Below are 15,184 nucleotides of genomic sequence, written 5' to 3' on the forward strand. Positions count from 1 at the left end.
GCCGGCGCCGGGACGGCAACGCGGCGCGCCGCCAGCTGCGCGCTCTGCTCCGCCTTGTGGCGGGCGTTGGCCAGCACATGCCGCACCTTGCGCGCCAGCGCTTCGCGCGTGTACGGCTTGCCCAGCAAATCGACGCCGGGGTCGAGCCGGCCGCCGTGGACGATGGCGTTTTCGGTGTAGCCGGAGGTAAACAGCACCGCCATCCCCGGCTGCCGCTCGCGCGCCTTGCGCGCCAGGTCGGGACTGCGCAGCGGGCCGGGCATCACCACGTCGGTGAACAGCAGGTCGATCTGCATGCCGCTGTCGACGATGCTGAGCGCACCGGCGGCGTCGCCGGCCTTGAGCACGTGGTAACCGAGCTCGCTCAGCATCTCCACCACGGTGGCGCGCACGCCCTCGTCGTCCTCGGCCACCAGGATGGTCTCGCGGCCGCCGATCACGGCCCGGCTTTCCGGCGGCAGCGGCGCGTCCTCGCTGTCCAGTGAGCGCGGCAGATACAGCTTGACCGTGGTGCCGTTGCCGACCTCGCTGTAGATCTTCACGTGGCCGCCCGACTGCCGGGCGAAGCCGTAGACCATCGACAGTCCCAGCCCGCTGCCCTTGCCTTCCGGCTTGGTCGAGAAGAACGGATCGAACGCCTGCTCCAGCACCTCGGGCGTCATGCCGCTGCCGGTGTCGCTGACGGCGATCATCACGTACTGGCCTGGCTTCAGTTCCGGATAGTCGGCGACGTAGGCGTCGTCCAGCGCGGCGTTGCCGACCTCGATGGTCAGGCGGCCGGCGCCGTCCATGGCGTCGCGGGCGTTGATGCACAGGTTGAGCACCGCGTTTTCCACCTGGGTGGTGTCGACCAGCGTGTTCCACAGGCCACCGGAAATCACCATCTCCACCTCGATCTCCTCGCCCAGGCTGCGCCGCAGCATGTCTTCCATGCCGGCGATGAAGCGGCCGATCTTGACCACGCGCGGGTCGAGCGCCTGACGCCGGCCGAAGGCCAGCAAGTAACTGGCCAGCCGCGCGCCGCGCGAGACGCCGCCCAGCGCATTGTCCAGCCGCCGTTCGGCGCGCGGATTGCCGGCCACGTCGGCCGCCAGCAGCTGCAGGTTGCCGGAAATGACCTGCAACAGGTTGTTGAAGTCGTGCGCCACGCCGCCGGTCAGTTTGCCGATCGCCTCCATTTTCTGCGCCTGCTGCAGCGCCAGCGCGGTGCGGCGCATTTCCTCGGCCGCCGCCCGCTCGGCCGTCATGTCGCGGCCGACGGCGTGGATGAAGCGCGCGTCGGGCGCCGCGGTCCACGAGACAATCGCGTAGCCGCCGCTCTTGCGCCGCATGCGGTTTTCGAATTTGAAGGTATGCAGGCCGCCGGCCAGCGACGCCATTTCGGCTCTTGTCGCTTCAAGGTCGTCCGGATGCACCAGCGCGTACAGCGAGGTGCCGACCACTGCCGGTCCTTCCCAGCCAAGCAGGCGCGTGAACGCCGGATTGATGGCGCTGATCCAGCCTTCCAGTTCCGCCACCAGCATCACGTCGGTGGAATAGCGCCACATGCGGTCGCGCTCCGCGGTGCGTTCGGCCACCTGGCGCGCCAGCATGGCGGCGGTGGACTTCTGGTCCTGGATGTCGGTGTTGGTGCCGATCCAGCGTTGCACCGCGCCGTTGTCGTCGATGATGGGCAGCGCGCGCACCAGGTGCCAGCGCCAGGCGCCGTCGGCGCGGCGGATGCGGAATTCCGTCTCGTAGGTGGCGCCGGCTTCGACCCCGGCCTCGACGCCGGCCCACCACGCGGCGGACGCCGGTTCCAGGTCGTCCGGGTGCACCAGCTGGCGCCAGCGCTCGCGGTCCAGCTGGCCCTGGGGCACGCCGGCGTAGCGGTACACCTGGTCGTTGAACCAGTCGACGCGGCCATCGCTGCCGGCGGTCCACACCTGGCTCGGCATGGTCTGCGCCAGCGTGCGGAAGGTGTTTTCGCTGGCGCGCAGCAGGTTCTCGGCCTGCACCCGGTCCGTGACGTCGGCGCCCTGGACGAACACGCCCAGCACCGCGCCGCTTTCATCGCGCACCGGCTGGTAGACGAAGTCCAGGAAGCGTTCGCGCGGCGGCGAGCCGTCGCCGGCGTCCACGGTGAACGGCACCGCGTAGCCGGACCAGCTGTCGCCGCTGGCGTACAGCCGGTCCAGCAGGTCGGCAAAGCCCTGCTCCGCCGCTTCCGGCAGCGCTTCGCGCAGCGGCCGACCCAGTACCGGACGGTGGCCGATCAGTTGCGCGTACGCGTGGTTGGTCATCGAGAACACATGATCGGGCCCGGACAGCATGGTCATGAAGCCGGGCGCCTGTTCAAACATGGTGCGCAGGCGCTCCTCCTCGTTGCGCAAGCGGCGCTCGGCCTTGACCTTGGCGCTGGTTTCGACCACCACCACCATGACCCCGACCGGAACCCCCGCCTCGTCGGTGATGGGCGAATAATCGAGGTTCAGCCACACCTGTTCCGGCTTGCCCGAACGATGCAGGGTCAGTTCCTGGTCGACGTAGGACAGCGATGCGCCAGCCAGCACCACCTTGAGCACGTGGTCGTTGAAGTCGGCCACCTCCGGCCAGGCCTCGCGCACATTGGCGCCCAGCGATGCCGGATGGCGGCCGGCGGCAAACACGGAATAGGCGTCGTTATAGATCATCACACCCTGCTGACCCCACAGGGTGACAATCGGCGCGGGCGAGCGCAAAACCAGCGCGATGGTGGTTTTCAGGGACTGCGGCCAGCCGGCCATCGGCCCCAACGCGGTGCTGCTCCAGTCGTAGGCTGCAATGATGTGTGCGAGTTGGCCGCCGCCCTGGAGAAATGGAAAGTTCATTTGACCATTATAGCGATGCGGCACGGCCGAAATGGCACTTTGCGACAATTGTTCATTGCCGGCGCTATATATTTCCGCCACCATAACGGCAATCCGAATCATTCTCATTGACAGGTTAAATCGATATTCCTCGAGAGAGCGCACGCACCTGAGCGCGGCGCGCGGGGTAGCCCGAATTGGGGCTGGCGCGGCGGCGCGAATGGCGGCACACTGGCAGTTGACCATCAACCAAGCAGAAAGGCAAGCAATATGGACATCGTGGCCGCCGCCCGACAACGCTATTCCACCAAGGCTTACGACGACAGCCGCAAGGTGCCGGAGGAAGACTTCCAGCAGATACTCGACGCGCTGCATCTGAGCCCTTCCTCGGTGAACTCGCAACCATGGCACTTCATCGTCGCCAGCACGGCGGAAGGCAAGGCGCGCATCGCCAAGGGCACCCAGGGCTGGCTGTCCTTCAACGAACAGAAGGTGACCAAGGCCTCGCACGTGATCCTGTTCTGCACCCGCATCGACGCCGACGAGCACTACCAGCGGCAACTGCTGGAGCAGGAGCAGAGCGACGGCCGCTTCAAGGACGACACGGCGCGGCAGAATTCGGCCAAGGGCCGCAGCACCTTCATCAACCTGCACCGGTTCCAGGGCCGCGACGTGGCGCACTGGCTGGAAAAGCAGGTGTACCTGTCGGTGGGCGTCGCCATCACGGCCGCCGCCGCGCTGGGCATCGACACCACGCCGATGGAAGGCATCGACACCAAGGCGCTGGACGAGGAATTCGGCCTGCGCGAAAAAGGGCTGACCAGCTCCGTGGTGCTGAGCTTCGGCTACCGCGCCGAGGGCGATTTCAACGCCGGGCTGCCGAAATCGCGCCTGCCGCGCGAGACGGTGTTCACGCTGCTGTAACGTCGAGCAAGGCCAGATCGCGGAACAGGTCTTCGATGAAATCGACGAAGACCTTGATTTTGGCGGCGCGCTGCTGACGCTGCGGGTACAGGATGGAGATGTCCGGCGCGGCCGCCTGCCACGGTTGCAGCAGCGGCACCAGCGCGCCGCTGCGCAGGGGCGCCAGCAGCGACACCGACATGTGCTGCACGATGCCGCCGCCCTGCACCGCCATTTCGATCAGCGATTCCACGTGGTCCATCGCCACCGCGCCGCGCGGCGTGGTGGTGAACGTCTGGCCGTCCTGCTGAAAACTCCACGGCCGCAGTTGGCGCGCCCTGGGGAACACGAAGTTCAGGCAGGGATACCGGTCCAGTTCATCGGGATGCCGCGGCTGGCCGTGGCGGGCGATGAAGGCCGGCGACGCGCAGCAGATGAAGCGGTTCTTGAAGACGCTGCGGCCGACCAGCGCGGAATCGGGCAGCTGGCCGATGCGCAGCATCACGTCCACGCCTTCGTCGACCATGTCGATCAGGCGGTCGTTGGCGCTCAGACGCACGCTCAGTTCAGGATACGCCGCCAGAAAGCGCGGCAGCGCCGGCGCGACGATGGTGCGCGCGACGATGCCGGGCATGTCGACCCGCAGCAGGCCGCGCGGCGCCCGCAGGGTATCGCCGAGGGCCGACTCCAGCTCCTCCATCTCGTCCAGCAGGCGGCGCGCTTGTTCCAGGCAGCGGCGCCCCTCGTCGGTCAGCGACATGCTGCGGGTGGTGCGATTCAACAGCTTGACGCCGAAGTGCGCTTCCAGCACGCCCACCTGGTGCGTCACCGATGATGTCGAAATGCCAAGCTTGGCGGCTGCGCGGCTGAAGCCGCCGGCATCGACCACCGCGCAAAAAACCTTCAGGGCGTCCAGCCGGTCCATATCCCGTCTCCTTGAATCGGCACATTCTAGCCGGATTGTTCACGATTCAGGGATACTGCGTGCCAGCCTGCCCGGTTTTTCCGCCGGCGGCCCTGCGTCAGAATGACTCCATCAACCAACAAGGAGTCCACATCATGCAAGCCATCGTATTGACCGCCTTCGGCGCCCCGCTGAGCCAACAGGAAATCGACCGCCCCACCGCCGCCGCCGGCCAGGTGCTGGTGCGCGTGCACGCCAGCGGCGTCAATCCGCTGGATACCAAGATCGCCGCCGGCAAGGCCGATCACGCCCGCGCCGTGCTGCCGGCCATCCTCGGCATCGACATGGCCGGTGTGGTGGACAGCGTCGGCGCCGGCGTCGTGGGCTTTGCGCGCGGCGACCGCGTGTACGGCATGACCGGCGGCGTCGGCGGCGTGCAGGGTTCGCTGGCCGAGTATGCGGCCGTCGATGCGCGCCTGCTGGCGCACATGCCGGATGGCCTGAGCATGCGCGAAGCCGCCGCGCTGCCGCTGATCTTCATCACCGCCTGGGAAGGCCTCGTCGACCGCGCCGGACTCAGTGCCGGCAAGACGGTGCTGGTGCATGGCGGCGCCGGCGGCGTCGGTCACATGGCGGTGCAGCTGTCGGTGGCCTTGGGCGCGACGGTCTACGCCACCGGCAGCGCCGGCCAGCGCGCGGCGATCGAAGCGATGGGCGCCACCTTCATCGATTACCAGTCCACCAGCGTGGATGACTACGTGCGCCAGCACACCGGCGGCGAGGGCTTCGATGTGGTCTACGACACCGTCGGCGGCGCCGTGCTGGACGCCTCGTTCAAGGCCGCGCGCCGCTACCACGGCCACGTGGTGAGCTGCCTGGGCTGGGGCACCCACGCGCTGGCGCCGCTGTCGTTCCGCGCCGCCACCTATTCCGGCGTGTTCACGCTGATGCCGCTGCTGACCGGCGCCGGCCGCGACAACCACGGCCACATCATGCGCGCAGCCAGCGCCCTGATCGCCGCCGGCAAGCTGAAAGTGAACCTCGACCCGACCCGCTATGGCCTGAGCGCCGACAGCGTCGGTGCCGCACACAAGGCCTTCCTCGAAGGTACCGCGCGCGGCAAGGTGGTGGTGGAAGTGGCCGGGGCCTGACAAGCCAAGCTCTGCAGGGAGAGCATACACCCCGGGGGATAGGTATAAAGTAATTCCTCCGAGATAGGTCCGGGCCTGTATATACCCGGCACTACACCAGTCCGGCAACGTAATTCAGGCTGCTGCCCACCGCGGCGGCCGGTGCAGGTCGCACGCTCTTTCTGGCCGCCGGCGCCGGCGGCAAATCGATCACCGTCAAGTCCGCGCGCTCGGCGCCGGCCAGTTTGAACAGGCTGACGCTGCGCGCCAGGCACTCGGCCTGCTCCCGCAGCGAGACGATGGCGGCCAACGACTCCTCCACCAGGGTGGCGTTCTGCTGGGTCACGCTGTCCATGGTGTTGAGGGTGCGGTTGACCAGTTGCAGCCCCAGACTTTGCTCGCGGGTGCCGTTGCTGATATCGCCCATCAGTGCCGCGCCACGGCGCACGCCCCGCACCACATCGTCGATGGTGGCGCTGGCTTCCCGCACCGCCTGGCCGCCGCTGCAGACCTCCGTCAGCGACTGCGCGATCAATCCCTTGATTTCCCGCGCCGACTGCGCACTGCGCTGGGCCAGCGCGCGCACCTCGCCGGCCACCACGGCGAAGCCACGCCCATGCTCGCCGGCGCGCGCCGCTTCCACCGACGCGTTCAGCGCCAGCAGATTGGTCTGAAACGCGATGTCGTCCATCAGGCCGACGATATCGCCGATGCGGCGCGACGAGGCGCTGATGCGCGTCATGTTGCGGGTGACCGCCACTACCGCCAGTTCCGCCTCGCGCGCCACGGCGGCGGTCTGCTCCATCAGCTTACAGGCTTGCTGCGCCTTGTCGGCATTGTGGCCGACGGTGGTGGTCAGCTGTTCCACCGTGGCGGCGGTTTCCTCCAGCGTGGCCGCTTCGCTTTCGGTGCGCTGTGCGAGGTCGCCGGTGCCGGCCGAAATCTGCGCCGAGGCGCTGGCGATGGTGTCGGCGCCACTGCGTACCTGTGCCACCATGCGCTGCAGGTTGACGCTCATCTGCTGCATGGCGCGCAGCAGTTCGCCGGTTTCATCGCGGCTGGAGGCGCCGGCCTCCACCCGCAGGTCGCCATCGGCCACGCGCCGCGCCGCCTCCACCGCACGCGCCAGCGGGGCCGAGATCATCTTCGCCACGCGAGCCGCCAGCAGCAGCCCGAGAATCAACGCCCCGCCCATGAAGCCGAAGATCAGGTGGCGCGCGTGCCGATAGGTGCGGTCGGCCGAGCGCGCCGCCTCGGCGCTGCCGTTCTCGTTGATCGCCACCAGCTGGTCGATCAGCGCCATCGCCTCGAAGTCGTATTTGCGCGATTCGCCGCGCACCACCGCCAGCGCGCTGACGTCGTCGCCGCGGCGCGACAGGCCCACCACCTGGCGCACGGCGCCACCGTAATTGTTCAGCGAGACCTGCAGCCGGGCGAGGATGTCCTGTTCCGCCGCGCCACGCGGCTGGGCCGCATATGCCGCCAGCGACTGCCGCACCTGCCGCATCTGGTTTTCCATGTCCTGCTCGTACTTGCGCAGGATGTCCGGTTCGGTCGACACCACGTGGAACAGCTCAAAGGTGCGGAACCGCGTCAGACCATACTTGATGTCCAGCGCATTGCGCACGCCGGGCGCCCAGCGCTGGTCGATTTCGTTGGTCACGCGATCCAGCTCGTACAGCTGAAACACGGAAAACACGCCCAGCGCCATCATCAGCGCCAGCACGGCGGCGACCACGGTTTTGAGCTTGTTGGCGATCTTCAGATTGTGAAACAGGTTCATGGCGATCTCCCGAATGATTTATGCGGCTTGCAGCTGCAGGCTGCCTTCCAGAAAATGCAGCGCGGACGCCGCCGGCAGCGGACGGCTGTAGTGATAACCCTGGATTTCGTCGCAGCGCCACACGCTCAGCATGGCACGCTGCGTTTCCGACTCCACCCCTTCCGCGATCACGGTCAGCCCCAGGCTGTGACCGAGGCTGATGGTGGCCTGCACGATGGCGGCCTGCTCGCTCACCGCGTGCATGTTGCGCACGAACGACTGGTCGATCTTCAGCTTGTGGATGGGGAAGCGCGACAGGTAGGCCAGGCTGGAATAGCCGGTGCCGAAATCGTCGATGGCCAGGCGCAAGCCCAGCGCGCGCAGGCGGTGCAGCAGCGCGATCGCGCTTTCCGCGTCCTCCACCATCACGCTCTCGGTGATCTCCAGTTCCAGGCAGGCCGGATCGACGTGGCTGGTGGCCAGCAGGTCTTCCAGGTGCGCCAGAAAGCCCGGCGCGGCAAACTGGCGCGGCGAGATGTTGACCGCGATGCTGACGCGCTGCCCGGTCTCGGCCTGCCATACGCTGATCTGGCGGCAGGCTTCTTCCAGCACCCAGCTGCCGATCGGGACGATCAGCCCCGATTCCTCGGCCAGCGGAATGAAATCGGCCGGCGAAATCAGCTTGCCGTGACGGCGCCAGCGCAGCAGCGCCTCGAACCCGATCAGGGCGCCGTCGTGCAGCGCTTGCTGCGGCTGATAATGCAGTTCCAGCTCGCCGCGCTCCACCGCGTGGCGCAGCAGCGATTCCATGTCCAGGCGCTCGCCCGCCTCCGCGTTCAGCTGCTGCGAGTACACCACCAGCCGGTCGCCGCCGGCCTTGCGCGCCGCCTGCAGCGCGGCGTCGGCATTGCGCAGCAGCGCATCCGGGCTGCCGCCGTGCAGCGGATAGCTGACCGCGCCCAGGCTCAGGGTGGTGAAGATTTCGTGGCCCTCGCAATCGTAGGGATTGCGCACCTCGTCGCGCAGGCCGGACAGCGCGGCGGCAAACGCCTCGGTGTCGCACGCCATGCGGTACAGGATGGCGAAGTTGGCGCCGTCCAGGCGGAACACCTCGCCGCCGCTGCGTTCCGCCGCGCCGCGAATGCGCGCCGCCAGACCGACCATGATGCGGTCGCCGAAGGCGTGGCCGAAGCCGCCGATGATGCGCGAGAAGCGGTCGATGGTGCCCAGCACCACCACGTGCGGCTCCTCCGGCAGCGCCGCCAGGCGCGCCTCGAAGCTGCGGCGGTGCGCCAGACCGGTGAGCGGATCGTGGCTGGCCTGGTGGCTCAGCTCATCCTCCACCCGCACCCGGGCCCGCACGTGGTACAGCATGAACACGCAAGTCAGCAGCGCGAACACGTCGAACACGTGCACCAGGCCCGTGATCCAGCCGACCGCGCGGTTGGCCATCGAGCCGTTGGCATACAGCTCGTCCTCGACGCGCTGCTGCAGATTGTCGACGCGGGTGCGCAGCAGCTTGACCTCGTCGTTCATGCGGATCAGCACCGCGCGCGCGGCGGCCGGATGCAGGCCGACGTTACGCTCGAATTCGGGCGTCATGCCGATGATGCTCTGGTAGCCGGCGCGCAGCGCCGCCAGCTCAGGCCCGTCGCCCAGGCTGGGGCGCAGCTGCGCCAGCGTGGCATCGAGCTCGTTGCGGCCCATACTTTCCAAAAATTCGAAGCGCTCGGGCGTGATCGACTCCGTGTAGCGCTTGTCCAGCGCCAGCTGGTAGCGCAGCAGCGCGCTCTCGAAATCGCCCAGGTAGCGCATCTGCGGAATCGTCGAGTTCAGCAGCGGCGTCTCGTTGCGGCGGATATTGTGCGCGGTGCGCTCCATGACGACCGACAGCGTGACGCTGGCGATGATCACCAGCAGCAGCATAACGTAGATTAATCGGCGCGAACTGCTGGTGGTATGTTGCATGGCGGTTTACTCCTGGGCGTGGGGTGGGAGGCTGCCGCCGGCCTGCGACAGGCAGCGCAGCAGCTGGTTCGCTTCAAAGGGTTTGCTCAGAAAGCAGGAGGCGCCGGCCTGTAACGCGCGCTTGCACAGCGCCGGCTCGGGAAACGCGGTCATCAGGATCAGCGGCAGCGGATTGCCGTCGCGGCGCAGTCGCTCCAGCAGCTCGATGCCGCTCATGCCGGGCATCTGCAGGTCGGTGACGATGCAGTGATAGTCGCCCAGCGCGCCGGACGCCAGCAGGGCCAGCGCGGAATCGTAGACCTGGGCCTCGTAGCCGTAGGAACGCAGCAGGCTGCGCAAACCGACACGCACCGCCGCATCATCATCGACGATAGCGATATTGCAAAATTGTGGATCCGGATAAGACACTGGTGACTCCCTGGTTCTGACGGCGAATACGCGGCCGTCCAGCGCATGGGAGTACGATACAGGTCAGGCTATGGTAGCGAAATCATACATGGGTATAAGGCCGCGAACACCTTGGGCTAGGCCTTGGCCAGTCCCAGCGCCTCGGCCATGCGCACCAGGTCGGCGAAGGTGCGCGCCTCCATCTTGCGCATGGCGTTGCCGCGGTGGATCTTGACGGTGATCTCGCTGGTGCCCACCTCGCCGGCGATCTGCTTGTTCATCAGGCCGCGCGCGGCCAGCGCCATGATCTCGCGCTCGCGCGGCGTCAGCGTCGCGTAGCGCGCCGCCAGTCCGTCCTTGGCCTGGTCGCGCCGGCGCCGTTCGCGGTCGGCGGCCAGCGCCGCGTGGATCGCGTCCAGCAGATCCTGGTCGCGGAACGGCTTGGCCAGAAAATCCACCGCGCCGGCCTTCATGGCGCGCACCGACATCGGAATGTCGCCATGGCCGGTCATGAAGATGATCGGCAGCGCGACGCCGTCGCGATTCAGCTCGGCCTGAAAATCGAGGCCGCTGACCCCTTGCAGGCGCACGTCCAGCAGCAGGCAGCTGGTGACCTCGCGCCGCGGCTGGGCCAGGAACGCCGCCACCGACGGATACGCGGCCACCTGCAGGCCGACGGAGCGAAGCAGGCTTGAAATGGCGTTGCGCAGCGGTTCCTCGTCGTCGACGATGTAAATCAGCGCGTCGGAATAATCAATTGGCGTCATGGACAGGCAGCGAAAACAGGATGGTGGCGCCGGCCACGGGGCTGTCCGGCGCGCTTTGCTTGACCCAGATACGGCCGCCGTGGGTCTCGATGATGGAGCGGCAGATCGGCAGGCCCATGCCCATGCCGTCTTCCTTGGTGCTATAGAATGGCTCGAACAGCCGCGGCGCCACTGCCGCCGGGATGCCCGGGCCGGAATCGCTGACGCTGACCTGCACCGTGCCATCGGCCAGACGCTGCGCCTGCACCGTCAGCACCGCCTGGCCGGGCGGGCACGCTGCCATCGCCTGCATGGCGTTCATCAGCAGGTTGATGATCACCTGCTGCAGCTGCACGCGGTCGCCCAGCACCTCGGGCAACGCCGGCTCCATGCCCAGCATCAGCGCCACGTGATGGTTGTTCAGCTCACGCCGCACCAGGTCCACGCTTTCCTCCACCAGCGCCGGCAGGTCCAGCGGCAGGTGCTGCGGCTCGCTGCGGCGCGCCAGCGCGCGGATGCGCTTGATCACGCCGGTGGCGCGGGCGCTGGCCTCGAGGATGGCGCTGACCGAGGCGCGCGCCTCGTCGAGATCGGGCTGCGGCCGGTTCATCCAGCGCAGGCAGGCCTCGCCGTTGGTGGCGATCGCCGCCAGCGGCTGATTCACTTCGTGCGCGATGGACGCCGCCAGCTCGCCCAGCATGGTGACGCGGGTGGCGTGCTGCAGTTGCACCTGCGAGCGGTGCAGCGCCTGTTCGGCCAGCACCGCCGCCGTGACATCGGTCAGCGCGCCCAGATACTCGCACTCGCCGTCGCGGTTGTGGCGCGGCTTGGACAGCACATGCACGTATTTCAGCTCGCCGTCCGGCAGCAGCAGGCGGTGGCGCAGTTCGATTTCGTCCTCGCAGCGCAGCGACTGCTCGATCGCGGCCTGCACCAGGTGGCGGTCTTCCGGCGCCGTATGCGCCAGGATGCGCTCCATGGTCGGGTCCACGTCGATCGGATAGCCGTAGATCCGCGCCGCCTCGTCCGACCAGAACATGGCGCCGCCGGGCGCCTTGAAACTGAAGCTGCCGGTCTTGCTGATGCGCTGGGTGCCGGCCAGGAAAGCCTCGCTGCGGCGCAACGCCTCTTCGCGCGCGATCAACGCATTGGTGGCGGCCTGGCCGCGCAGCACCAGGAACGAGGTGATGACGATCGCCAGCAGCCCGACCAGCAGGCGTCCCACCGCCGCCGGCGAGAACGGCGCGCCGTTGAAGATCTCGGTATGCGTCAGCAAATACGACAACAGCGTCAGCGCCAGGCAGACGCCGGCGGCCAGCAGCACGCCGCGCCGCTCCCACACGCTGGCAGACAGCAGCACCACCACCACGTACATGACGGCGATCGCCATGTCGAGCGGGGAAAAGGTGTCGATCGCGAAGATCAACAACATCAGAACGACCAGCAGCGCGGAAATGCAGGGAGTGCGGGGAACCCTAAACATGCCTATCCTTATGGGTTATAGTGGCAATCGCCTCAATTATAGTGTGATTTTGACCACCTGAACCCTATACTGATGTATGGGTTAAACCCAGGTATAGTGCCGCCCACGCCGCAATTCCGCTACGCTGGCCACATTGATCTGCGGGAGAGAGACCGTGAAACTGTACGAAACCCTGGCCGCCGACATCGCCGGCCAGATCGCCCAGGGGGTGATCCGCGCGGGCGAAAGAATCCCCTCGGTGCGGCAGACCAGCCAGCATCACAACCTGAGCGTCTCCACCGTGATCCGCGCCTTCCTGCTGCTGGAAAGCCAGGGACTGATCGAGAGCCGGCCGCAATCGGGCTACTTCGTGCGGCGCAAACCGGCGCTGCCGGCGACGCCAGCCGCGGACTCCGTCGAGACGCCGCCGGCGCCGGCCGAGCTGGCGCGCGGCGGCAGCATCGACAGCAGTGAACTGGTGCTGACCACCCTGCGCTCGATCAACCAGGGCAGCGTGCCGCTCGGCTCCCCCTATCCCGACCCGTCCATCTTCCCGTGGGCGCGCCTGAACCAGTACGCCAACAGCCTGTCGCGCCGCGTCGCCCAGCTGGGCATGACCGCCGACCTGCCGCCCGGGAACCCGGAACTGATACGCCAGATCGCCCGCCGTCACCTGGAAAACGGCCTGGCGGTGGACGCCGGCGAAATTATCGTCACCACCGGCGCCACCGAGGCGCTCAATCTGTGCCTGCAGGCGGTGGCGCCGCCGGGCAGCGCCATCGCGGTCGAAAGCCCGACCTATTACGCCGTGCTGCAGGCGATCGAGCGCATGCGCATGCACGCGGTGGAGATTCCCACCGATCCCGCGCATGGCATCGACCTGGCGGCGCTGGAGCGCGCCATCGTCGAACAAGGCGTGGCGGCCTGCGTGGTCATGCCCAACTTCCAGAACCCGCTGGGCTTCATGATGAGCGACGCGCGCAAACGCGCCATGGTCGGCCTGCTGGTCAAACACCGGGTGCCGGTGATCGAGAACGACGTCTATCACGAGCTGTATTACGGCGACGTCCACCCGTCCTGTCTGAAGAACTACGACAGCGATGGCCTGGTCCTGCACTGTAATTCCTTTTCCAAGACGCTGAGTCCGGCTAACCGCATCGGCTGGGCGCTGCCCGGCCGCTACCGCGCGCAGGTGGAAAAGCTCAAGTTCCTCAACACCCTCAACACCCCGGCGCTGCCGCAGTTGGCCATCGCCGAGTACCTGAAGAACGACGGCTACGACTATCACCTGCGCAAGGTGCGCAAGGCTTACGCCCAGCAGGCCAGCATCATGGCGGCGGCGGTGCGGCGCTTCTTCCCGGCCGGGACGCGCGTCACCGCGCCGGTGGGCGGCTACGTGCTGTGGGTGAACCTGCCGGACGGCGTACTGGCGCTGGAGCTGTACGCGCGCGCGCAGGAGCGCGGCATCAGCGTCGGCGCCGGCAATATCTTCGCCACCGGCGACGCCTTCCAGCATTGCATCCGTCTGAACTACAGCTATCCGTGGACGCCGGAGGTGGAGGCGGCGGTGCGCACCCTGGGTCTGCTGACCGGCGAACTGATACCACGCGCCACCAACTGTACTCCCCGCAAAAACGCCCATCTGTAACCCAGGCGCCGCCCTCCCCTGCCGTAACCTGCGATCATGCCGGCGATGCGATGCCGGCGCGGCCGCGCGCTCCCCGCGTGCATCAACCATCGCCTCCCATGAAAACCGCCCGTATCAAGGTTGCCAATCTGCTCATGACAGGCTTCGGCCTGATTTGCCTGTTCCTCGCCGCAGTGATCGCGCTGGGACTGACCGAACAGGCCAAGCTGAACGCCGCCACCGCCGCCATGGCCGACGACCGCTGGCCCAAGATCGAGCTGGCCACCGACCTGCGCCTGCGCGTGACCGATATCGCCGTCTCGCTGCGCAACCTGATGCTGAGCGGCGATCCGGCCGTGCGCCGGCACCAGCTCGACAACATTCGCGACTACCGCGCCAGCGCCGCGGCCAGTATCCGTGAGCTGGACCGGCGCGTGACGACGCCGGCAGGCCGCGCGTCGCTGCGCAAGGTGGCTGCCGCCTACCAGGACTACACTGTCGGCCAGGACCGGCTGATCGCGCTGGTGCAGGCCGGCCGCGACGCCGAAGCGCGCGACTACCTGAACGAGCAGGTGAAGCCGATGCTGGCCCTGTGCCGCGAGACCCTGGCGGCGCAGATCGGCAACGAGGTCGGCCTGATGAAGGAAGCGCGCGAACAGGCCGCGCAAGCCTACAACGACACGCGCATCATGATGCTGGGTTTGGGACTGGCCGCGCTGCTGATCTCCATCGCCGTCGCCGCCGCCATCATCGGCCGCCTGCGGCGCGACCTCGGCGGCGAGCCGGATCAGGCGGCGCGCACCGCCGCCAGCATCGCAGACGGCGACCTGACCCGCGCCATCGTCCTGCGCCAGGGAGACCGCGGCAGCATGCTGTACGAGATGGAACACATGCGTGAGAATCTCGGCCGACTGGTGGCGCAGGTGCGCACCGACACTGCCATGATCGCCGCCGCCTCCGGCGAAATCGCCAGCGGCAACCAGGACCTGTCGCGGCGCACCGAGCAGCAGGCCGCCAGCCTGCAGGAGACGGCGGCGGCGATGGAGGAACTGACCGTGACCGTGCAGCAGAACGCCGACCATGCGGCGCGCGCCAACGGCCTGGCGCAGCAGGCTAGCGCCGCCGCCGGCAAGGGCGGCGTGGCGGTGGCGGCGGTCACCGAACGCATGGCAACCATCCGCGCCTCGGCGACGCGGATGGCGGATATCATCGGCATCATCGACGGCATCGCGTTCCAGACCAATATCCTGGCCCTGAACGCCGCGGTGGAAGCGGCGCGCGCCGGCGAAGCGGGACGCGGCTTTGCCGTGGTGGCCGGCGAAGTGCGTCAGCTGGCGCACCGCTCGGCCGACGCCGCGCGCGACATCAGTGCGCTGATCAAGGCGGCGGTCGAACAGGCCGGCGCCGGCGACCAGCAGGTACGCGCGGCCGCGGCGGCCATGCAGGACATCGTCGACAGCGTCGGCC

General features: G+C 67.7%; 11 protein-coding genes. 4 read left to right on the forward strand and 7 right to left on the reverse strand.

Features of this window, described 5'->3' with window-relative positions; all coding sequences use genetic code 11:
- Positions 1-2,849, reverse strand: a 2,849-nt coding sequence (locus E4L98_RS00770) for a hybrid sensor histidine kinase/response regulator (RefSeq protein WP_135199659.1), incomplete at its 3' end; no start/stop codon positions are given.
- Between the two features lie 249 nt (positions 2,850-3,098).
- Between E4L98_RS00770 and nfsB the strand changes: the two genes are divergently transcribed.
- The gene (nfsB, locus tag E4L98_RS00775; protein WP_135199660.1) at positions 3,099-3,752 is read left to right on the forward strand and encodes an oxygen-insensitive NAD(P)H nitroreductase; all 654 of its coding nucleotides are present in this window, start codon (positions 3,099-3,101) and stop codon (positions 3,750-3,752) included.
- Here the strand turns inward: nfsB and E4L98_RS00780 are convergent.
- Positions 3,739-4,656, reverse strand: a complete 918-nt coding sequence (locus E4L98_RS00780; RefSeq protein ID WP_135199661.1) for a LysR family transcriptional regulator — start codon at positions 4,654-4,656, stop codon at positions 3,739-3,741. The two genes, nfsB and E4L98_RS00780, sit on opposite strands and share 14 nt — an antisense overlap.
- Before the next feature lie 134 nt (positions 4,657-4,790).
- On the opposite strand from E4L98_RS00780, the gene E4L98_RS00785 reads away from it, so the two are divergent.
- Positions 4,791-5,786 carry a zinc-dependent alcohol dehydrogenase family protein gene (locus E4L98_RS00785; protein WP_135199662.1) on the forward strand — a complete coding sequence of 332 codons (996 nt, stop codon included), beginning with the start codon at positions 4,791-4,793 and terminating at the stop codon, positions 5,784-5,786.
- A 91-nt stretch (positions 5,787-5,877) separates the two neighbouring features.
- Here E4L98_RS00785 and E4L98_RS00790 read toward each other — a convergent pair whose 3' ends face one another.
- The 5 genes from E4L98_RS00790 to E4L98_RS00810 form a co-directional block, all read right to left on the reverse strand.
- Entirely contained in the window at positions 5,878-7,548 is a 1,671-nt protein-coding gene (locus E4L98_RS00790; RefSeq protein ID WP_135199663.1) for a methyl-accepting chemotaxis protein, read from the reverse strand.
- A gap of 18 nt (positions 7,549-7,566) precedes the next feature.
- Positions 7,567-9,495 carry a putative bifunctional diguanylate cyclase/phosphodiesterase gene (locus tag E4L98_RS00795; protein WP_135199664.1) on the reverse strand — a complete coding sequence of 643 codons (1,929 nt, stop codon included), beginning with the start codon at positions 9,493-9,495 and terminating at the stop codon, positions 7,567-7,569.
- A 6-nt stretch (positions 9,496-9,501) separates the two neighbouring features.
- On the reverse strand, positions 9,502-9,903 hold the full coding sequence (locus tag E4L98_RS00800) for a response regulator transcription factor (RefSeq protein ID WP_135199665.1): 402 nt from the start codon (positions 9,901-9,903) through the stop codon (positions 9,502-9,504).
- A gap of 116 nt (positions 9,904-10,019) precedes the next feature.
- Complete coding sequence (locus E4L98_RS00805) at positions 10,020-10,649, reverse strand: response regulator transcription factor (RefSeq protein ID WP_135199666.1); 630 nt, start codon at positions 10,647-10,649, stop codon at positions 10,020-10,022.
- Positions 10,636-12,111, reverse strand: coding sequence for a sensor histidine kinase (locus tag E4L98_RS00810; protein WP_135199667.1), 1,476 nt, complete (start codon positions 12,109-12,111; stop codon positions 10,636-10,638). Before E4L98_RS00810 ends, E4L98_RS00805 begins: the two co-directional genes overlap by 14 nt.
- A gap of 154 nt (positions 12,112-12,265) precedes the next feature.
- On the opposite strand from E4L98_RS00810, the gene E4L98_RS00815 reads away from it, so the two are divergent.
- Complete coding sequence (locus E4L98_RS00815; protein ID WP_135199668.1) at positions 12,266-13,738, forward strand: aminotransferase-like domain-containing protein; 1,473 nt, start codon at positions 12,266-12,268, stop codon at positions 13,736-13,738.
- Positions 13,739-13,836: 98 nt separating this feature from the next.
- A partial coding sequence (locus E4L98_RS00820; protein WP_167761239.1) for a methyl-accepting chemotaxis protein occupies positions 13,837-15,184 on the forward strand: 1,348 nt, incomplete at its 3' end.

The sequence above is a fragment of the Duganella callida genome (assembly GCF_004614165.1).
Lineage (GTDB): Bacteria > Pseudomonadota > Gammaproteobacteria > Burkholderiales > Burkholderiaceae_D > Rugamonas > Rugamonas callida.